A 20,181-nucleotide genomic window follows, 5' to 3' on the forward strand; every position below is an offset into this window, starting at 1 on the left:
ACCGCCCCCACACGACCAGAGCGATCGTGTGGGGCATCGGACCGCCCAGGCCGGACACGGCACCCCAGGGCGTGAGGGAACCCGCCCCCGCATCCCCGGACCACGGACACGATCCGTGTCGCCGGACGCGGCGCGAACGCGGGAGACCAGTGCATCCACCACCGTTCGGGATGCGCCAGTTGACCAGGATTGGGTACAAGACTCACTCCTGCTCACTGACTAGGAACGGTCGATCGGCTACACGCTTCCGTCGCTGCTGGGAACCATGCTCGCGGCGCCCGACCGCCGCCACATCCTGCTGATCGGCGACGGCTCCTTCCAGTTGACGGCGCAGGAACTCTCCACGGTGCTGCGGCTCGGTCTCAGCCCCGTCATCGTCCTGATCAACAATGACGGTTGCACGGTCGAGCGCTGCATCCTCGGCGCCAACGCGAGCTACAACAACATCGCCCCGTGGCGGTACGACCGGCTGGTGGAGGCTTTCGACCCGCAGGACACGGCCGTCACCGTCAAGGCGAACGCGGAGGACGCGCTCGCGGCCGCGCTCGACACGGCGAAGAACAAGCGCGACCGGCTTGTGTTCGTGGAAGCCTTCATGGAGCGTCTGGACGCCCCGGAGTCTCTCGTCAAGCTGGGCAAGGCGTTCGGCACCGCCGACTACCACCACGCGCCCGTCTCCTGACCGCGGACCGGCCTGTGGCATCCGTCCGGGTGCCGCGGGACCCGGTCGGGGCGGTGGGAGCTCCTCGCCTGGGGCGACCCATGACGGTCGCGTCCACCTGGTGCTCGTCGGGGGCGGTACGCCGTACCGTTGCCCGGACGCCGTAGGCCGGGCAGGGCGGCGGCGGGTTTCCGGAGCCGACGCGCCCGAGCGGGAGGTCGTCCTCCGGCATCGACACCTCGGTCCTCCCGCCGCCGAGTGCGGCGGCGGCACCGGCTCAGACCCGTTGGGCGAGAAGAGCCGAGCGCCGTGTCGCCACCATCGGTGCGGTGACCGGCGCCCTGTGCTCGGCGACGAGGTTCTGTTCCGTTCGCCCAGCCAGGCACCAGGGCCTGTCCGGCACCGATCAGGAACCCACTGTTGATCATCCGGCTACGCCGGCCGGGATCCGCCTGCGGGCCGTCGTCCGGGGCGGTCGCGGCCCCAGTCGTCCGGTCGGGTGCGCGTAAGAGACCGGACTCGTTCGACGGGGCGCAACCATCGCTTCTTCGCCCCGGCACAGCCCGGACCCAGCCTAGGTGTCGTTCGTAAACCGTTCCGGCGGCACCAAAGCGGGCCGTTTTGAGGAGAAGCCAAACGATGTTTCTTGTGAACCGGCGCAATCTCGGCGTATTCGCCCTCGGTGCCGCCTCCGTTCTCGCCCTGGCCGGTTGCGGCTCGAGTGCTGCCTCGAAGTCTTCCACGTCGGAGGGAAAGGGCGGCGACACTCTCGTGATGGCTGCCGTTCCCGCTGAGAACTCCACCGACCTCAAGGCCTCGTACGGCGCCGTCATCAAGCTCCTGGAGAAGGAGACCGGCAAGGAGATCATTTTCCAGACCGCCACGAACTACGCGGCGGTCATCGAAGGACAGCGTTCCGGAAAGATTCAGATCGCCGGGTACGGGCCGTTCTCCTATGTTCAGGCGAAGAGCTCCGGCGTGAAGGCCACTCCGGTCGCCGCCGGTGTCGAGACGAAGGGTGCGCAGCCCGGCTACAAGTCCTACGGCATCGTCAAGACGGGCTCGCCGATCAAGGACCTCAAGGGCTTCGCGGGCAAGAAGGTGTGCTTCGTCGACCCCAACTCCACCTCCGGCTACCTCTACCCGCGTGCCGGGCTCATGGAGGTCGGGGTGGACGTGAAGAAGGGCATCACCCCGGTGATGGCCGGCGGTCACGACGCCTCCGTGCTCGCGGTGAAGAGCGGTCAGTGCGAGGCCGGATTCGCCTACGACACCATGGTCGACAAGCAGCTCGTCGAGAAGGGCCAGATCAAGAAGGGCGAGATCACCACGGTGTGGAAGTCCCCGGTGATCCCCGGCTCCCCGGTGGCGGTCAGCGACGATCTCGACGCCGACCTCAAGCAGAAGATCGCGACCGCTTTCCAGACCATGGCCAATGTCGACTACCTCAAGGCCCACGGCTTCTGCTCCGGCAGCGCCAAGTGCGAGGTCGACGACGCCGGCGACTGGGGCTTCGTGAAGGTGGACGACTCCGACTACGACGGTGTCCGAAAGGTCTGCGATGTCACCAAGGACGAGCAGTGCGTGAAATCCTGACCCTTGCGGCCGGATAGCACGGAAGGCTCTTTTGCCCGGATAACGCGGGCAATGCCGGCAACCGGGATCGCAAAGCTCCCGGTTGCCGGCAATTCCGGTTGTGCTTACGGAAGTTCAGTTCATTTTCCCCCATGGCAGTGCAGTTCACGGAAGAATCGGAGCGATCCTTGGCCGCCGAACAACTCACCGAACCCGTAGTGCGATTCGAGGGCGTCAGCAAGCAGTTCGATGCCGACGTGCTCGCGCTCGACGACGTCTCGCTGAGCGTTGGGGCCGGGGAGATGGTCGTGCTGCTCGGGCTCTCCGGGTCCGGGAAGTCGACCCTGCTGCGGCACGTCGACGGACTGCAGCGGGCCACCACCGGCACGGTCACCGTCCTCGGCACGGATGTGGGCCGCGCCCGCGGGGCCGCACTGCGCCGGCTCCGCCGCCGCATCGGCTTCGTCTTCCAGCAGTTCCACCTCGTCGGCAGCCTCACGGTGCTGGAGAACGTGTGCACCGGCGCGCTCGGCCGGCTGCGCGGCCCGCGCCTCGGCCTGCTCAGCTATCCGCAGTCGGTACGGCGTGAGGCGCTGCGCCACCTGGAGCAGGTCGGCCTGCTCGACCAGGCGTTCCAGCGGGCGGACACCCTCTCCGGTGGTCAGCAGCAGCGTGTGGCCGTGGCCCGGGCGCTGATGCAGCGGCCGGAGATCCTGCTCGCCGACGAGCCCGTCGCCTCGCTCGACCCGGAGTCCTCGGCGCAGATCATGCGGCTTATCAAGGAGATCGCCGAGGAGGAGCGGCTCACCGTGCTGTGCAGCCTGCACCAGGTCGACCTGGCCCTCTCCTGGGGCCACCGGATCATCGGTCTGCGGGGAGGCCGGGTCCTGATGGACAGTCCGGTGTCCGATCTGACACGGGACGACGTGATGTCCGTGTACGCGCGTCTGGGCGTCGCGACCCCGGCCGTGCTCACCGCCAAGGCCGGCTGAGCCCATGACCGTCTCGACCGCTGCTGCCCCCACGCCGCCCTCCCCCGCCCCACCGACGGGGCCGAACGCCGTACCCCGGACCCTGCCCCGCCCACGCGCGACCGGTGCGGCGGCCCTGCTCGTGATGGCCGCGCTGGCCGGATTCGCCTGCTGGGCCTTCGCCGACCTCCGCATCAACGCCGCCACGCTCGTGGACAGTGCCTCGAACGCGGTGGACTTCACCGGGCGGATGTTCCCGCTCGACTTCCCGTCCGCCGTAGAGGTGCTGCGGCTGTGCGGGCAGACCATGGCCGTCGTGGTGTCCGCGACGCTGCTGTCGGTGGTGCTCAGCGTTCCGGTGGCGGTGCTGGCCGCCGGCAACACCACCCCCCACGCGAGCGCACGGTTCGGCGCTCGCGGTGTCATCGTGCTGGCCAGGGCCGTACCGGACGTCGTACTGGCGATCGTCTTCTTCCGCATCTTCGGACTCGGCGCCCTGTCCGGTGTGCTGGCCATGGGCCTGCACTCGGTCGGCATGGTCGGCAAGATGTACGCGGACGCCATCGAGCAGATCGACGAGGGACCCCGCACCTCCATACGGGCCACCGGTGCCGGCCGCCTCCAGCAGTTGGTCTCCGGCGTACTGCCGCAGGTGCTCCCCTCCCTGGTGGCTCACGCCCTGCACCGGCTGGACATCAACCTCCGGATCTCGGTGGTGCTCGGCTTCGTCGGCGTGAACGGCCTCGGCTACGAGATCGCGGGGGCCCTCAACGCCCTGAACTACCGGCGGGGCATGGCGCTCGCGCTGGTGGTGCTCCTGCTCTGCGTGCTGGTGGAACTGCTCTCCGCGGCGATCCGCCGGGCCCTGCTGCGGAACGCCGGCGCGGGTGGACGGGCGCGCGGCAAGGGCACGAGGTCCCGGGCTTCCGCTGCCGGCCTGCCGCCTCTGGCCGCGGTGACCCCGGCGCACCAGAAGGCTGCGTTGGACGCCGGGGACGCACCGCACATGCGCCGTACCGGTGCCGCCCAGCCCGGTATCAGTCCGCCGTGGAACACCCGCCGCGTCCGCCGCACCGTCTACGCAGCCGTGACGGCCTTCGCGCTCGCCGCCTCCGTTTGGGGTGCCGGTATCTCACCGGGCCAGTTCTTCGATGCGCTCGGCAACGTCGGTCCCACACTGGCACTGTTCTGGCCGCCGAGCGCCGGCGGCATCCTGCCGGACCTGCTGTCCGACCTCTTCGACACCGCGAAGATCGCCTTTGCGGCGACCTTGATCGGCGCGGTACTGGCCCTGCCCATCGGCGCGCTGGCCGCCCGCAATGTCGCGCCCTCACGCGCGACGGCCGCCGTGTTCCGGGTCGTGGTGGTACTGGTCCGCGGAATTCCCGAGCTCGTCCTCGCCATCGTCTTCGTGGTGATCACCGGCCTCGGCGCGGTGGCCGGCGCGCTGGCACTTGGCGTCGGCGCGGTCGGGCTGCTCGGCAAGCTCGTCGCCGACTCGCTGGAGGAAGTGGACCCGGGGGTGGAGGCGGCGGTGCGCGCCACCGGCGCGGGACGCTGGCAGGTCTTCTGCTCGGCGACGCTGCCGCAGGCCGCGCCGGCGTTCGTCGGGCACATCCTGTACCAGCTCGACGTCAACATCCGCTCCGCGACACTGCTGGGCATCGTCGGCGCGGGCGGTATCGGCTTCGACCTCCTCAACGCCTCGCGAGTGCTGGACTTCGGGGTGGTCACCACCGTGCTGCTGATGGTGTTCGCGACCGTGCTCGTCGTGGAGCTGCTCGCGGTGTGGCTGCGCCGGATCGTCCGCTGACCGCCGGATGATGGCCGGACCCCGCCGCCTGGGCACGGGGTCCTCCGCCATGGATTCCAAGGGAGAAGTCCGGTCCGAACCGCGAAACAACTGTCCCGGCTGTTCACATTCCCGGTCGGACTCGTTGGTTGTCCGCAGGTTGTCCGGACAAGTCCGCCGACCACAGTTCCTTATGTGAGTGCGACCAGGTATCTGGAGATCGCGGAGCAGTTGTCCGCCGAGCTGGCCGAGTGCCCCCGCGGCACACGAGTGGCCAGCGAGGCCGAGATCGCCCGACGGTTCGGCGTTGGCCGGGCCGCAGCACGGGCGGCCGTACAGGAATTGGAGCGCCGGTTCGTCGTCCGCCGGACCCAGGGGTCCGGCACGTTCGTCAACCGGCGCATCGACTACGTCATCTCGCGCAGTGTCCCACCGTCGTGGTCCGCCACGATCTCGGCGGCGGGCGCCACACCTCGCGCCCTGGTCAAGTCGGTCCGCAGGATTCCCCTGCCCGCCGACCTGGCGGACAGGTTCGAGCGGCCGGCCGGCTCGCCGGTGCACGAGGTGGTGCGTGAGTTCTACATCGACGACCTCCTCGCCTCCTGGGTCCATGAGTGGATCCCGGTGGACGAGGTGCCCGACCTGGATCTGGCGCTGCACGCCGTCGACTCCGTCGACCTCGTGCTCCGCCAGATGGTGCGGGTGCGGCCGATGCGGGCCTGGTGCCGGGTCAGCATCGACGTCCCGCCGGCCGAGGTCCTGCGGGCTCTGCGCATGGAGAGCAGCCAGCCCGCCTGGCTGGTGGAGAGCGTCAGCCGGGACGAAGTACTCGGCAACGTCCTGATGTGCAGCCGCACCTGGACGCGTGCCGACGCCGTCCGTGTCGTCGTCGAACTCGATGAACCGGCCGTCGGTGACGAACCCGTCAGCGGGCCCGCGGCCGCCCCCGTCAGCAGGCCGGCCGCCGGCGCCGGGAGCGGGCCCACGGCCCGCGCTCAGCCCGTCACGGCGCGGAGGACTTCCCCGCAGAGATCGTCCACACCGCGGAGAGCTGTCACATCGCAGAAAGTTGTCACACCACAATGAACCGGGAGAAGTGGTGACAAACGTACTGAGCAGGGAGCATCGTTGCGCCCTGCTGGCCGAGGCCGAGAGGGCCGAACTGATCGAACTGGCCGACGCCTGCATCGCGGACGGCGGGCAGGTACGGGTGCTGGTGGGGCCCGAGGTCGGCTGTGTGACCGCGCAGGTCCGCGAACCGGTCCTGGCGCAGCGGTTCCTGCTCGGTGACGTGCTGGCCTGCCGCGCCGAGGTGGAGCTCGCCGGCCACCGCGGCTGGGCCATACGCCTCGGGGACGACCGCCTGGCCGTGCTGGCCGCCGCGGTGCTCGACGCCGAGGCGCAGTCCGGCGGCCGCCGGGCCGCCGACATCGACCTGCTGTGCGAGCGGGTCGCGAGCCGCCGGGAGCGGCGGGAGAGCCAGGAGTGGGCGGAACTCGCCCCGACCGTCGTGGAGTTCGAGGAGCTGACGTGAGCGCTGTCGAGACAGTGCCGGCGCCCGGCGGCGGGGCGCCCGCCGCGGACGAGTCCGGGACCGCGGAGCTGGTGGCCGCGGCCAAGCTGCGGCCCGCCCAGGCGCAGGGCGTCTTCCGCGCCGTGCTCGACGCCCTGGCGCAGCCGGGCACGGTGACCCGGTTCCCCGCGGGCGTCCCCGGTACGGTGCCGCCCGCGCTGCTGCCGGTCCTCGCGCTCGCGGACCTCGGCACCGGTGTGTGCGTCCTGGAAGAGGACGGCTCGCGGCGCTGGTCCGACGTCGTCGGCGTGGCCACCAACGCGCCCGCGGTGCCGCTGGAGCAGGCTCGGCTCACCGCCGCCGTACGACCCGTCGCGGCTGAGGAGATCCTGCGGCTGGCACGGGGCACCGCCGACGCGCCGGAGGACGGTGCCGTGCTGTGCCTGCCGGTGACCGCGCTGGAGGGCGGGCCGTCGACCTGGCGGCTGTCCGGGCCCGGCGTGCCGGGTGAACGGGATGTCGCTCCGCTGGGCTTGCCGGAAGGGTTCGTGGCGGCGCGCGCCGAGCTCGTCGGCGGTTTCCCCGCCGGGGCCGATCTGCTGCTCGCCACCCCCGACGGACGCGTCATGGGCCTGCCGCGCAGCACGACCGTCACGATCGCGGCCGGTGCCGTGGCCGAGGAGGAGAACTGATGGGGTACTCGGGAGCACGCGGAGGACTCGAGGCGATTCTCGCCGCCGAGGACCTGGTCCGCCGCAAGCGGGACCACGCGCCCGCGCCGTGGGCGTCGACCGAGCAGATCACCGCCCGTTTCCGGCTGGCCGTGGACCGGGTGATGGGCGAGGCCGGACTGTACGACGAGCCGACCGCGGCCGACGCCTTCCGGCAGGCCGAGGGGGACACCCTGGAGGCCTCGCACCTGCTGCGCGCGCAGCGGTCCACCCTGCCGCGGCTGGCGGTCAGCGAACCCGTCGACCCGGGCGAGATGACCGTGCTGCGCCGCATCGTGCCCGCGTTCCGCGAGCCGGACGGCCCGCAACTGCTCGGCCGTACCTCCGACTACACCGGCCGGCTGCTGGAGCGGCCCGACGGGCCGCCGGAGCCCTTGTCCCAGGACCCGGACACCACGGATCACACGGACCGTGGGGAGCGCGCCGAGGAGCAGCGCAGTCCGCGCCGGTTCCTGGACCTGCTGCGGAAGATGGAACTGGTCGCCGAGGGGCGTACCGCGGACGACCCGGAGCCGCACGACATCACCCGCAAGCCCGCCCGGCCGCCCGCCGACCGGTCCGCTGTCCTGGCCGCCATGGCCCGCGCAGAATCCGGTGCGCTGGTGGCGCTGTGGTACCGCTCCGTCCTCGGCCCGGACGGTGATGTGCACGAGATCACCCTGGGCGAGCTGCGGCACGGCCGGCTGCCGCTGCGCGTCCGCCACCCGCACACCGGAAACCCCGTCACCGTCGGCGAGTTCCGGGTCACCGAGGCCGAGGCCATCGAGGACCTGGACGGCGCGGACGAGGACCGTACCCGCTTCGACATCGGGTACGGCCTGTGCTTCGGGCACAACGAGCGCAAGGCGATCGCCATGGCCAACCTGGACATCGCCAACCGCCGGTTCGGTCGCAGCGGGCCGCTGGAGCAGCTGCTGCTGCTCACCGTCGACGGCCTCGACTCGGGCGGCTTCCTGGAGCACCTGAAGCTCCCCCACTACGTCACCTTCCGCTCGATGGTCGAGCGCAAGCAAGCCATGCGGGCCGCCGCCGGGGCGGGCGAGGACCCGCCGGCACGGGCCGCCGATCCTGCCGGAAAGGACTGCCGATGAGCACGACTCAGGAGATCCCGCAGCTGTCACCCGTCGGCGCGCTCGTGGCCGAGGCGGCCGCGAGCAGCCCGCCCGCCGGGATCCTCGACGAGGACGCCAAGCGGGAGATCCGCCGGTCCGCGCTCGCCGCCGTCTGCGTGCCCGGATACCAAGTCCCGTTCGGTTCCCGGGAGATGCCGGTGGCACGCGGCTGGGGCTCGGGCGGACTGCAGGTCACCCTGGCGATGATCGGCACCGACGACACGGTGAAGGTGATCGACCAGGGCGACGACGCCGGCGTCAACGCCACCAATCTGCGCCGGATGATCGCGCAGACCACCGGGTGCGGCGAGTCCGCCGACACCCGGGAGGCCACGGTCGTGCAGACCCGCCACCGCATCCCCGAGGAGGCGCTGGGCGCCCACCATGTGGTGGTCTACCAGGTGCCGGTGCCCGAACCGCTGCGCGGCGTGCAGAAGTCGGTGGCCGAATGCGCGCGGATGCACGCCGAGGGCGACTACTCCGCGATGTGGGTCAGCCTCTACGAGGACATCGTCCGCAACGGCATGATCACCGCGAGCACGGGGTACCCGGTGCTGGTCGGCGGCCGCTATGTGATGGCGACCAGCCCCATCCCGCGCTGGGACGTGCCCCGGCTCCACCAGGCCGAGCACCTCAACCTCTTCGGCGCCGGTCGTGAGAAGCGCATCTACGCGGTGCCCCCGCACACCGACGTCCGGCCCCTCACCTTCGACGACGTGCCGTTCGAGGTCGAGCACGAGCCCGGGGCGCGCTGCAAGTTCTGCGGCAGCGACGACGTCTACCTGGTCAACGCCGGCACGGAAGGCGCCTTCGCCTGCAGCGACACCGAGTGGTGCGCTCGCGTCCAGGCGGGGGACGCCGACACCGCCACCCACCGCGACCGCGCACCGCTGGCCCTGCTGCCCGATCCGCAGGCCCGCGCGGGGCGTCGTAGCAAGCCCGTGGCTCCTGCCGCGGCGGCGGACGCCGCACCCGCGCCCGCCCGCAGGACCTCGGCCGGCGGCCCCGAGTGGGCCCTGCGCGTCGACGGCATCGGCAAGGTGCACGGCGCGGGCGGAGCATCGGCTGTGCCCGGCACGGGTCCCGAGCACGGCACCGCGGTCAGCCCGTCCACCGGCGCCGTCGTGGCCGCCTGGGACGTCTCGTTCGACATCGCCCCGGGCGAAGCGCTCGGTCTCATCGGCGAGTCCGGCTCCGGCAAGTCCACCGTGCTGCGCTGTGTGATCGGCGACGAGCCGGCCACCGCCGGCCGGGTCCGCCTGGCCACGGTCGACGGCGGCGCCTCCGACGTGCTCGACCTGCCCGCGGCCGTCCGCAGGCGGCTGCGCATCGACTCGATGGCCGTGGTCTACCAGGACCCCGCTGCCGGACTCGACCTGCGCGTCTCCGCCGGCGGCAACATCGCCGAGCGGCTGACCGCGGCGGGCTGGCGCGGGTACCACGCCATCCGGCGCCGCGCGGCGGAGCTGCTGGACCGGGTCGAGGTACCGCTCTCCCGTATGGACGACCCCGTGCACACCTTCTCCGGCGGCATGCGGCAGCGCGTGCAGATCGCCAAGGCACTGGCCACCGAGCCGCCCGTACTGCTGCTCGACGAACCCACCACCGGTCTCGATGCCTCCGTCGCCGCCGGCGTGCTCGACCTGCTGCGGAGCCTGCTCGCCGAGCGGGACGTCGCCGCCGTGGTCGTCAGCCACGACTTCTCCGTCATCGAGGCACTGACCGACCGCACGCTGGTCATGCAGACGGGCCGCGTCGTCGAACAGGGCCTGACCGACCAGCTCTTCCACGATCCCCACCACCCGTACACCCAGCGGCTCGTGGCCGCCGCCCGGAGGTGAGCCCGGTGAACACCGCCGACACCCACTCCGTATCCGAGACCCAGGACGCCGTCCTCTCCGTACGCGACCTGTACAAGTCCTTCACCCTGCACAGCATCGACGGCCGTACCGTCCCGTCGCTGCGCGGAGTCGACCTGGACGTGCACACCGGTGAGCACGTCGCCCTCGCGGGCCCCAGCGGCGCCGGCAAGTCCTCGCTGCTGCGCTGCGTGTACCGCACATACCTGCCGGACTCCGGTTCCGTACGGCTGCGGGCAGCCGCCGGGCCGGTCGAACTGACCACGCTGCCCGACCGGGAGATGGCCCGGCTGCGCGGCCGGGAGTTCGGCTACGTCTCGCAGTTCCTCGCCGCCCCGCCGCGCACCGGCCCGCTGGAGGTGGTCGCCGCGACCGCCCGGCGGCGCGGGCTCGACCGGGCCGAGGCGCGGGAGGTCGCGGCCGCCGCGCTGCACCGGCTGAACCTCGACGAGGCGCTGTGGGACGTCGACTGCGGTGTCCTCTCCGGCGGTGAGCGCCAGCGGGTGAACCTCGCCGCGGGAACGGTGCAACCGCCGCGGCTGCTGCTGCTCGACGAGCCGGTCTCCGCGCTGGACCCGGCCAACCGGGAGGCCGCGCTCGAGCTGATCGACTCACTGGCGGGGCAGGGCGTCGCCGTCCTCGCCGTCTTCCACGACATGGACGCCATCCGGCAGTTGGCGACCCGCGTGGTGTTCGTCAGGGACGGCCGGATCGCCCGGCAGGGCACGCCGGCGCAGATGTTGGAGGAGGCGGCATGACCACAGGCGTGGTGAACACGGGACCGGCCGAGGCACGGGCCCAGGGCTGGACGCTGGGCGGCCCGCCCCGCGACTACGTGCTCGGGCACGTACGGGCGGTGCTGCCGGACCGGGTGCTTGACGATGCGCTGATCGCGGTCCGGGAAGGCCGGATCGCGGCGGTCGAACCGCACCCGGGCGGTGTGGAGGCCGACGTCGACGGCCAGGGCATGCTCTGTCTGCCCGGCCTCGTGGACGTGCACAGCGACGGACTGGAGAAGGAGCTGCTGCCGCGGCCCGGGGCCGAACTGCCCATGGAGTTCGCGCTGCTGTCCTTCGAGGGCAAGCTGCGCGCTGCCGGTGTCACGACGGCGTTCCACGGCGCGGCGTTCGAGGAGAGCGGCGGGCGCGGTATGCGCCGCACCCTGGAGAACGCGCGCCGCATCTGCGCGGCCATCGAGGGCCGGGGCGACGACGGTCTGGTGGACCACCGCGTCCTGCACCGGCTGGACGTCCGCTGCCCGGAGGGCCTGGCCGGTCTGCGGGAGCGGCTGGAGGAGATCCAGGACGCCGCCCGCGGGCCGGTCCTGGTGTCGCACGAGGACCACACCCCGGGCCAGGGTCAGTACGCGGACCGCGCCTACTACGAGCGCTATCTGGTCGGCACCCGCGAGGTCACCGAGGACGAGGCCCGCGCCTACGTCGACCGGCTGATCGTGGACCGGGACGGCCGGCTCGACGTCCGTGAGGAGGCGCTGGGCTGGCTCGGCGAACAGGCCCACGCGGGCCGGATCCGGCTGCTCGGCCATGACCCCAGCTCGCCGCAGGAGATCGAGGAGCTGTGCGAACGGGGCGGCGCGGTCGCGGAGTTCCCCACCACGACGGCGGCCGCGAAGGCCGCACGCGAGCACGGTATGCCGGTCGTGATGGGCGCGCCCAACGTTCTGCGCGGCCACTCGCACAACGGCAACGCCTCCGGCCGCGAGCTGGTCGGCCGCGGCCTGGTCACCGCCCTCGCCTCCGACTACCTGCCGTCGGGGCTGCTCGGGGCTGCACTGCTGCTCGCCGAGGAGGGCGTGGCGCCGCTGCCCGAGGCGGTCGGTCTGGTCACCGGCGGTGCTGCGGACGTGGCCGGCCTCCGGGACCGCGGCCGGCTGGAGCCGGGCCTGCGGGCCGACCTGGTGCTGGCCGAGCCGGGCCGCCCCTGGCCCGTCGTCGCGGCCGTGCTGCGCGCCGCATCGGAAGGTGAGGCGGCATGAGCGGCCGGATCCCCTGGGCGGTGCCCGAACCGCAGCTGCCCTCCGGCGTCCATCCGGCGCTGGCCGCGGCGACCCAGGCCGCCGTGGACGCCTTCCGCGCCGCGCGCGAAACGTACGACCGGGCCCAGCTGGCCGAGAAGGTGCAGATGGGTGCGGACGGCACGCCGACGATGCGGCTGGACATCCTGGTGGACACCGCGATCGCCGAGGTCGTGGACGCCCACCGGATCAATCTGCTCAGCGAGGAGCTGGGCCACATCGACAACGGCTCCGCCGTCACGCTGGTCACCGACCCGGTGGACGGCACGGCGAACGCCGCCTCGGGTGTCCCGCTGTCCGCCTTCGCGGGCGTCATAGCGGTGGACGGCGTGCCGACCGAGGCGCTGACCTGCTGGCTGGACACCGGGCGCTGCTGGCACACGGTGGCGGGGCAACCGTCGCCGTACCGCACGAGCGGCCGTACGGAGCTGGACGGCGCGGCGGTGAGTCTGCTGCGGCCGCAGCAGCACATCGCCGACGCATGGTGGCGGGTGGCGACGCGCGCCTCCAGGATCCGCATCCTGTCGACGAGTTGCCTGGAAGCGGTGCTGGTGGCCGAGGGGTCGACGGACGCGTTCGCCGACGCCGGCTCCGACACGCACCGGATCGTGGACCTGGCGGCCGCGATGGTGACCGTGCCCGCGGCGGGCGGAGCGGTGATCGATGTGCACGGACGCCCGCTGGAGATCGACCCCGACCTCAACCGCCGCTGGTCGGGCGTGGTCGCGGCGACCCCGCGGCTCGCAGAGGAACTGGCGGAGACCATCCGCGGAACGGAGCAGCAATGACCACGCGAACCCCGCTCACGGGCGAGGAACTGACCGCACTCGTCGAGGGCCTCGCGGGCCTCCCGTACGGCGGGGAGGCCGTCGACCAGCGCACGCACGCGCTGCAGACGGCGTGGCTGGCGACGGAGGCGGGTGCGGACGACGAGTTGGTGGTGGCCGCGGCGCTGCACGACATCGGCCGCGCCCGGCCGGTCCGGGCCGAACACCCTGGTCTGCCGCACGAGTTGGCGGGCGCCGAGTTCGCCAGGAGCCAGCTGGGCGAACGCGCGGCCTGGGTCATCGCCCAGCACGTACCGGCCAAGCGCTATCTGGTGGCGACCGACCCGGCCTATCACGCCCTGCTCAGCCCGGCGTCGGTCGCGTCGCTGAAGGTCCAGGGCGGCCCGATGGACGAGCACGAGGTGGCGGAGTTCGCGGCGCATCCGCTGGCCGCGGACGCGGTGGCGCTGCGGCGCTGGGACGACGCGGCGAAGGACCCGGACGCCCCGGTGCTGTCGATGCCGGCCCTGTTGGAGGCCCACGCCCGTTGCATCGCCGCGCAGCAGGTCTGACGGCCGGACGCGCAGCCCGACTCGGCGGTCGCACCGCGCGGTCGCCCGGATGGCCTCCGCTCCAGCCGGCCGGAGGTGTTCCTCCTCTGTGGCCGGCTGGGGCGGGGCCCCAGCGGGAAGGGTGGGCAGTCCCCTGTCCTTGTGCCGTTCTGTGCTCGACCTACCGAGACGTCACGAAACGGCCGGTGATGGCCAACGCGGCGGCCATGATGCTCAGTTGCGGGTTGACCTCCGGACAGCTCGGCAGTACGGAGCCGTCGGCGATCAGTACGCCGTGCACGCCTCGCAGGCGGCCCTCCGGGTCGGCCGGTGAGCGCTCGGGGTCGGCGCCGGCAGCCGCCGTTCCCGTGGGGTGGAACGCGGAGACGTGGAGGCGGTGCGCGCTCACCGTGTCGAGCAGGGCCTCCAGTTGGGCAGGGGTGCGGGCGCGCGGGGCCTGCGGGACGCCCGTCAGCACCTCTTCGGCGCCCGCGGCGAACAGCAGGTGCCCCATGGCCCGTTGGGCGCGCAGCAGACGGCCGGCGTCCCGCTTCGCCAGGTCGTAGCGCAGCAGCGTGCGGTCGCGGCCGAGGACGCGGCCCGAGGGGCGGTCGGCGATCATGGCGCCGAGGGTCGCCAGCCGGTCCGTCTGCTCGAGTTCGCGCCGCAGTTCGCGTCCCACACCCGGCAGTACGAACGAACTCATGCCCGGCGGGGCGGCGGTGGCCTCGATCAGGATGCCGTCCGCGCGCAGGTGCTCCACTCCGACGCTCTGCAGGACGCCCTTCCAGCCCGTGACCGGGCGACTGAACCGGCCCGCGACGCTGATGGCGGGGTGCACGCTGAGGTTGCGGCCGAGCCGCGGATGTCCGCCCAGGCCGGAGCGGCGCAGCAGCGGCGGGGTCTGGAAAGCCCCGGCGGCGACCACCACCAGGGGGCTGAGGATCTCCAGTTCGCTGCCGTCCGGGCGGCATACCAGTACCCCGGCTGCCCGTGGGGCGCCCGGCCCGTCGTGGTCGGTGAGGATCCTCCGCACGCGGGCGCCGGTGACGATACGGGCGCCGGAGGCACAGGCCTCGGGAAGCACGGACAGCTGGACGCTCTGTTTGGCGCCGGTGGGGCAGCCGACAACACACTGGCACGAGCCTTTGCAGCCCGGGGCGTTGCGCACCAGGGGCGCAGCGGCCCAGCCGAGTGCCCTGGCCCCGGCGAGGGCGAGCCGCCCGTTGTCCCCGAGGACGTCCAGTGGCTGGGGTGCCACCCTCAGGGTGCGCTCGACCTCGTCGAGATGCGTCCCGAAGCTCTCGGCGGCCGCGAATCCGTGACGGCTCAGCCAGCGGGCGACGACACGGTCCGGTGTGCGGTAGCACGTTCCGGAGTTGACGACGGTGGTGCCGCCGACGGCGCAGCCGACGGGCAGGACCAGCGGCGGGTTGCCCACGGCGATCGTCGCGCCGCCGTCCCGGTACAGGTCGATGAAGCGGTCGAGCGGAGCCCGCCGTCCGAAGGACGCGGTGGTGTGGTGCTCCCCCTCTTCGAGAACGACGACGCGCATACCCGCGGCGGCGAGCGTCCGCGCGGCCATGGCACCACCCGCGCCCGATCCCACGACGACCGCGTCGGCGCTGGAACGCGTGGGCCAGTGCCGGGAGGGCGTGCAGTCGAGCGGCGGATCCTCGGGAGCGGGCACGGAAGCCGCGGGGCTGTGGTGCAGTTGCCGTTCCGTGCCGGCGGCCAGCAGGAGTGGCACCTTGACCGCGTCCAGAAGCGGAAGCAGGGCCTTGCGGGAGGCGAGCGACGCCATGACGATCTCTTGCTGCTCCGTACTGAGCGCGGACAGGCGTCTGCCGGTGCGGGTCACGGCATAGGCGTCGATCGCCGCGGCCGCGCCGCGTATCGCGGTGCGCGCCGGGGCGGGCATGACGTCGAGCAGCGCCGCGAGGCGCCCTGGCACGGCCCTGGTCCATTCGGCGGTGCCGTCGTCGGCGAGGACCGCGGCGGCAAGTCCCGCAAGGGAGCCGTCGGTCGGGCGGTTCATCGGTCGCCGACCTCCGCGTGGGCGGTGCCTGACAGCCGCCATGCGGCCTCCGGCCGCCAACGGCCCCACCAGCGCTCCAGGCGCACCACCGCGTCGGCCCGCTCGCTGTTGCGGCACACCGCGGGGGAACCGTCCGGATCGGTGTAGTCGAGTGCGAGCGTCCCCTCGGGCGGCTGGGTCACCGTCACCCGTATGCGGCGCAGGCCGGCGCGGCCCTCGACCCGCCACTGGGGCAGACCGATGTCCGCGCGGAACCGGCCCAGTCCCGCCCATCCCACGGCGGCGCGCTCCACCCGCCGGGGCCAGGTGCGGCCGTTGCGGTGCAGGCGCAGGAACACCAGCGGCGGCAGCCTGTCGAGTCCGCGTCGCATCGATACCGCGGCCACGATCTCCAGGACGTCGCCGTCTCCCAGGTCGGCGTGGAGCCAGGCCCAACGGCGGGCGTTGCCGTGGCCGTAGATCCGGGCGCTCGCGCCGGGAGCCCCGGTGAGCCGCAGCTCGCCGCTGTCGTGGCGGACGGTTCCGCTGTAGCGCGCGCGGGCGGCGGGCAGCATGTGGGAGGCCGGCAGCCAGGGGCGCCGCCAGGACCAGCGCGGGAAGGTGTGCAGGGGCGGGCCCTGGGGCTCCTCGGTGAGCGCCCAGGTGAACGGGCCGGCCGAGCCGGAGAGGCGGCCGGGCGCGGCGCGGATGTCCTCGGCGGTGAAGCCGTGGGTCGGTCCCTTCCACGGTGTGGGGCCGAACCGTACGTGCTCCGCCGGGCCGTCCTTGGGGAACACGGCGGTCCAGCCGTGCGCGTAGGCGGGTGAGCCGTCACTGGGCGCGACGACCTCGTGGTGCAGCCAGATGCCGCTGCCGGTCGCCGGATCGGTCAGTGTCGTGTACCAGACCTCCGTCCGCCCCGGTCTGCCGTCCCAGCGCGGCGCCAGGTACCGGTCGGCGGGCTCGGCCGCCCGGGGAAACCGGAAGCCGACGAGAAACGGCAGCAGGCCCGTGGCGAGGGGGAAGCGCAGGGTGCCGTCGCCGACGCGCTCTCCGTTCTCGTACAGGGTGTACGGCAGGACGGTCATCGAGGACACCGGGCGCTTGAGCGACACCGACTTCCAGCCGTCCAGCAGCAGTTGCCGGCCTTCCAGGGCGAAGGTGATCCGGTAGCGGATCCGGCGGCACGCCAGCGGTGAGATCTCCAACTCGCCCACGGCTTCGGGGTCGTCGGCCCGTCCCGCGATCCGGACCCGTCCCGTCAGCCGCGCCTGGGTGGTCCGATGGGGCAGCAGCACGCCGTCGGCGCGGACGCTGAGGTCGAGCCGCACCGGACGGTCGGCCTCTTCGCCGGCCAGGCGCACATGGCCCAGCATCGTCTCCTTGAACACCGTCTCGCGCGAGGTCACAGGTCACTCTCCCGGTGTCCGCCGGAGCGGGCCAGCCCCTCGAGCATGATGCGTTCGGTGGCCGACAGGTAGTCGCCGGCCGCGGTGCGTGCCGCTTCCTGGTCGCCGGCCGCCACGGCCTCGACGACCGGGGCGAGGCGGTCGTGCGCGCTCCGGGCGTCCTCGAAGGGCCCGACGAGAGCGGCGCGTACCGGCATGTACGCGTTGAACAGCGTGTTGGTCAGCAGGACGTACACACGGTTCCCGGTGGCATGGGCCAGCGCCCGGTGCACCTCCGCGTCGGCCAGCTGGGCCTGGTCGCCCCCGTCCGCGTCCCCGACAGCCGCCAGCAGCGCGCGCATTTCGGCGACCTGGGCCGCCGTGGCGCGGGCCGCGGCGCGTTCCGCGATCAACGCACCGATGCTGCGGCGCACTTCGAAGATCTCGCCGATCCAGTCGGGGCTGTGACGCACGAGCATCGGCAGCAGGTCCGCCCCGCCGAGACGCAGGAAGTCCCGTACGCGCGTGCCGACTCCGTGCCGCGTCTCCAGCAGACCGGCATGCACCAGCCGGCCGAAGGCGTGTTTGAGAGTGGTGCGGGTGACCCCGAACCCGTCGGCGAGTTCACGTTCGGGGGGCAGATAGCTCCCGGCCGGATGGCGTCCGGCGAGGATGTCCTCGCGTAGCCTCTTCTCCAGCACGTCGACGATCGTCTCGCGTGGCAGTGCTTCCACCCCGGCCCCCAACGACTCAGTGGTTCAGTGGATGAGCCACTGAACCACTGCGGGTGACGCTGCGTCAATAAGGGGGACTCCGCGGGGCTCGCCCTGCCGCGATGCCTCCGGCCGCGCCGACGGTCGGCCCCCTGCGGTCAGGGCGCGGTGAACAGGGTCGGAAAGCGGGGCCCGAGCCAGGGCTTGCGCCCCCAGGCGAGCACACGGCCGCGGGCGAGGGCTCCCCATGGGTCGCACCGCCCGAGCGCGATGAGAAGGAACGTGACGGGCTCGGTGAGGAGGGTGCAGTCCGGGCGCCGGGGCGGTTCGGGCGTCACCTCGACCGCGCCGTCGGCGAAAGTGACGCCGAACGCCGAGCCGCCCCGCAGACGGAGCGCGTAGCGGGCCGTGAACCCGGCGGTGGCGGAGGCGTCGGCGACGCGCGGCATGACGGCCTGCAGGAACGGCAGGCACAGCCCGACCCGGGCACGGTCGATCATGTGCGGCCGGCCGAGCGCGCGGGCGAGGTCGTAGCCGTGACCCAACATGTGCGTCAGCAAATAGGAGGCGAGAACGGTCTGGTCCATGCGGCCGAGCGGCGTGACGAGCGTGCGGTCCGCGTTCCCTTCCTCCGCGGTCCGGGCCACCGCCGCGAGGAAGAGGTCCGCCTGTTCCACGATCATCTCCGCCAGGGGCCGCGCACCGCGCTCGGCGAAGGCGGTGAGCGCATGCGCGTTGGCCGCCGCCAGACTCTGGGTCGTGCCGTCCCCGTAGGGGCGTTCGCGGCCCGCTGCCAGGTCGGCCATGAGTTCGTTGGCCTGCGCCAGGTGGGCCGCCGCCTCCCCGACCGTCCACTCCGACTCGGGCACGGGAACCGCTGTGTCGGCCACCGGGCCGAGCAGCGCGGCGATATCACCGGCGGTCTCACGTATCGCCTGCCCGAGCCCTTCGGGCAGGGCACCCCCTATGTCCTGCCGTGTTCCCGCTTCCACGCCGCTCCGCTCCCCTCGACCAGGCCTGCTGCGCGCTTCGCGCACGTAGCGCGATACCCAACCAGGCCCGGCAGGCGGGCGGCAAGGCTCCGCGCACCGGCTGTCCAGCCGTCTTTCCGTCCGCGCGCGACGACGCCGACATTCAAGGGAAGGCGAGGCGAGGGACGGCCCCCGGCTCCCGGGCACCACGCGCGGTGGCACCCTCCCACCGGGCGACCGGGCTCCTGCCGCGCAATCAGTCGGCGGGCGGCTGGGCGAAGGCGGCGATGAGGCGGCCCAGGTCCTGCCGGCGGGAGGCGGACGGCCACACCGCCCAGGTCCGGCGGACGAGGGGATAACCCACGAGCGGCGACCACACCACACCGTCGGGGAGGGGCTGCGCCCAGTCCGGCGGCGCCAGGGCGAAGGCGCGACCAGCGCTGACCGCGGCGAGCTTCACCTCCGGGATCAGCCGCTGACCCTCCGGTACCGGGCCCGGCTCAAGACCGTGGGTGCGGAGGGTGGCCGTCAGCTCGTCGTACCAGGCGGGGCTGCCCGAGCGGGGAAACCCCACCCATTCCAGCCCGGTCAGCGCATCCAGCCCGATCCCGTCCGGTCCGGCCAGCTCCGCGGTCAGCTCGGCGTTGAGCAGCACACCCAGCCGTTCCGTGTTGACCAGCATCGCGTCGAACTCCTGCCCGTTGGGACGCTCGCGCAGCAGTCCCACATCGAGATCCCCGGCGTGCAATGCGGCCAGCTGCTCGGCCGTGGACATGTGCAGGGCCCGTACCCGGGTGTCGGGACAGGCCTCGGTCATCTCCGTGAGCGCGGAACTCAGCAGTCGCGACGGGAACTCCAGCGGAATGCCGATCCGCAGCACCCCGCCGCCCCCGTCGGCGAACCGGGCCATCGTCCGCACAGCCTCATCACGCCGGGCGAGCACGGCACGCGCCTCGCCGAGCAGGGCCGTGCCCGCCTCGGTGGCCCGTACACCGGTGCTGCTGCGCACCAGCAGCTTCACCCTCAGTTGCCGCTCCAGCCCGCTGACCGTCTGGGACAGTGCCGGCTGACTGACGTGCAACCGCCGGGCCGCGGCAGAGAAGCCCCCTTCCTCGACCACCGCCACGAACGCGTGCAGCTCCCGCAACTCCATGCACTCATCGCACCACGTCGGCGGACACCCAAGCCACACGAGTCAGAGCCGCTGCTTATATCCCCTATCGGCACGGCGAATGGCCCGGCGGCCATCGAGCTGGCGAGGCGCGCGGTTGTAGAGGACGGAGCAGGGCCCACCTGACCGTGGCGGTGGCCTGTGCCCTGTTGCAGCTCGGTGTGCGTACCGAGCGGCGACGCTTCATCTGCCGCGCGCGCCGATCCTGGGAGAACCATGCAGAGCAGGCCGTCTCCGTCTTTGCAGGCGAGTAGGGCACCGAGCGGATGGCGGGGCTACCGAGGGGTGACCCTGTGGTCCGTGCCGATCGTGGCGGTTCCGGTGGCCGACTGGTTCCTGCCGCCCGACATCCAC

18 protein-coding genes and 1 pseudogene are annotated in these 20,181 nt (G+C 72.6%); 14 read left to right on the forward strand and 5 right to left on the reverse strand.

Annotation, left to right across the window (positions count from 1 at the left end):
* From ACWDA7_RS37800 to ACWDA7_RS37865, 14 genes and pseudogenes are all read left to right on the forward strand, one after another.
* A pseudogene (locus ACWDA7_RS37800) lies at nucleotides 1-223 on the forward strand (IS200/IS605 family accessory protein TnpB-related protein); the annotation flags it as partial.
* A gap of 9 nt (nucleotides 224-232) precedes the next feature.
* Nucleotides 233-682, forward strand: coding sequence for a thiamine pyrophosphate-dependent enzyme (locus ACWDA7_RS37805; protein WP_450610642.1), 450 nt, complete (start codon nucleotides 233-235; stop codon nucleotides 680-682).
* Nucleotides 683-1,300: 618 nt separating this feature from the next.
* Entirely contained in the window at nucleotides 1,301-2,257 is a 957-nt protein-coding gene (locus ACWDA7_RS37810) for a phosphate/phosphite/phosphonate ABC transporter substrate-binding protein (protein WP_450610611.1), read from the forward strand.
* Nucleotides 2,258-2,388: 131 nt separating this feature from the next.
* Nucleotides 2,389-3,228, forward strand: coding sequence for a phosphonate ABC transporter ATP-binding protein (gene phnC / locus ACWDA7_RS37815; protein ID WP_450610613.1), 840 nt, complete (start codon nucleotides 2,389-2,391; stop codon nucleotides 3,226-3,228).
* Nucleotides 3,229-3,232: 4 nt separating this feature from the next.
* Nucleotides 3,233-5,020, forward strand: a complete 1,788-nt coding sequence (gene phnE / locus ACWDA7_RS37820; protein WP_450610615.1) for a phosphonate ABC transporter, permease protein PhnE — start codon at nucleotides 3,233-3,235, stop codon at nucleotides 5,018-5,020.
* Between the two features lie 174 nt (nucleotides 5,021-5,194).
* Complete coding sequence (locus tag ACWDA7_RS37825; protein ID WP_450610617.1) at nucleotides 5,195-6,085, forward strand: GntR family transcriptional regulator; 891 nt, start codon at nucleotides 5,195-5,197, stop codon at nucleotides 6,083-6,085.
* Between the two features lie 13 nt (nucleotides 6,086-6,098).
* Nucleotides 6,099-6,533, forward strand: coding sequence for a phosphonate C-P lyase system protein PhnG (locus ACWDA7_RS37830; protein ID WP_450610619.1), 435 nt, complete (start codon nucleotides 6,099-6,101; stop codon nucleotides 6,531-6,533).
* Nucleotides 6,530-7,204: a phosphonate C-P lyase system protein PhnH gene (phnH, locus tag ACWDA7_RS37835; protein ID WP_450610621.1), complete on the forward strand. Its 675-nt coding sequence runs from the start codon at nucleotides 6,530-6,532 to the stop codon at nucleotides 7,202-7,204. Before ACWDA7_RS37830 ends, phnH begins: the two co-directional genes overlap by 4 nt.
* Nucleotides 7,204-8,334: a carbon-phosphorus lyase complex subunit PhnI gene (locus tag ACWDA7_RS37840; protein ID WP_450610622.1), complete on the forward strand. Its 1,131-nt coding sequence runs from the start codon at nucleotides 7,204-7,206 to the stop codon at nucleotides 8,332-8,334. Before phnH ends, ACWDA7_RS37840 begins: the two co-directional genes overlap by 1 nt.
* Complete coding sequence (locus tag ACWDA7_RS37845; RefSeq protein ID WP_450610624.1) at nucleotides 8,331-10,196, forward strand: alpha-D-ribose 1-methylphosphonate 5-phosphate C-P-lyase PhnJ; 1,866 nt, start codon at nucleotides 8,331-8,333, stop codon at nucleotides 10,194-10,196. The genes ACWDA7_RS37840 and ACWDA7_RS37845 overlap by 4 nt, the downstream gene beginning before the upstream one ends.
* Nucleotides 10,197-10,201: 5 nt before the next feature.
* Nucleotides 10,202-10,972: a phosphonate C-P lyase system protein PhnL gene (locus tag ACWDA7_RS37850; protein ID WP_450610626.1), complete on the forward strand. Its 771-nt coding sequence runs from the start codon at nucleotides 10,202-10,204 to the stop codon at nucleotides 10,970-10,972.
* Nucleotides 10,969-12,210, forward strand: a complete 1,242-nt coding sequence (locus ACWDA7_RS37855) for an alpha-D-ribose 1-methylphosphonate 5-triphosphate diphosphatase (RefSeq protein WP_450610628.1) — start codon at nucleotides 10,969-10,971, stop codon at nucleotides 12,208-12,210. The genes ACWDA7_RS37850 and ACWDA7_RS37855 overlap by 4 nt, the downstream gene beginning before the upstream one ends.
* Nucleotides 12,207-13,037: an inositol monophosphatase family protein gene (locus ACWDA7_RS37860; RefSeq protein WP_450610630.1), complete on the forward strand. Its 831-nt coding sequence runs from the start codon at nucleotides 12,207-12,209 to the stop codon at nucleotides 13,035-13,037. Before ACWDA7_RS37855 ends, ACWDA7_RS37860 begins: the two co-directional genes overlap by 4 nt.
* The gene (locus tag ACWDA7_RS37865) at nucleotides 13,034-13,588 is read left to right on the forward strand and encodes an HD domain-containing protein (RefSeq protein WP_450610631.1); all 555 of its coding nucleotides are present in this window, start codon (nucleotides 13,034-13,036) and stop codon (nucleotides 13,586-13,588) included. Before ACWDA7_RS37860 ends, ACWDA7_RS37865 begins: the two co-directional genes overlap by 4 nt.
* Before the next feature lie 160 nt (nucleotides 13,589-13,748).
* Here ACWDA7_RS37865 and ACWDA7_RS37870 read toward each other — a convergent pair whose 3' ends face one another.
* From ACWDA7_RS37870 to ACWDA7_RS37890, 5 genes are all read right to left on the reverse strand, one after another.
* On the reverse strand, nucleotides 13,749-15,605 hold the full coding sequence (locus ACWDA7_RS37870) for a GMC family oxidoreductase N-terminal domain-containing protein (protein ID WP_450610633.1): 1,857 nt from the start codon (nucleotides 15,603-15,605) through the stop codon (nucleotides 13,749-13,751).
* The gene (locus tag ACWDA7_RS37875) at nucleotides 15,602-16,993 is read right to left on the reverse strand and encodes a hypothetical protein (protein ID WP_450610635.1); all 1,392 of its coding nucleotides are present in this window, start codon (nucleotides 16,991-16,993) and stop codon (nucleotides 15,602-15,604) included. The genes ACWDA7_RS37870 and ACWDA7_RS37875 overlap by 4 nt, the downstream gene beginning before the upstream one ends.
* Nucleotides 16,990-17,706, reverse strand: a complete 717-nt coding sequence (locus ACWDA7_RS37880; protein WP_450610636.1) for a FadR/GntR family transcriptional regulator — start codon at nucleotides 17,704-17,706, stop codon at nucleotides 16,990-16,992. Before ACWDA7_RS37880 ends, ACWDA7_RS37875 begins: the two co-directional genes overlap by 4 nt.
* Nucleotides 17,707-17,843: 137 nt before the next feature.
* Nucleotides 17,844-18,677: a maleylpyruvate isomerase family mycothiol-dependent enzyme gene (locus ACWDA7_RS37885; protein WP_450610638.1), complete on the reverse strand. Its 834-nt coding sequence runs from the start codon at nucleotides 18,675-18,677 to the stop codon at nucleotides 17,844-17,846.
* 235 nt (nucleotides 18,678-18,912) lie between these two features.
* The gene (locus ACWDA7_RS37890) at nucleotides 18,913-19,809 is read right to left on the reverse strand and encodes a LysR family transcriptional regulator (protein ID WP_450610640.1); all 897 of its coding nucleotides are present in this window, start codon (nucleotides 19,807-19,809) and stop codon (nucleotides 18,913-18,915) included.
* Nucleotides 19,810-20,181 lie beyond the last annotated feature (372 nt).

It is taken from the genome of Streptomyces sp. NPDC001156 (genome assembly GCF_053598275.1).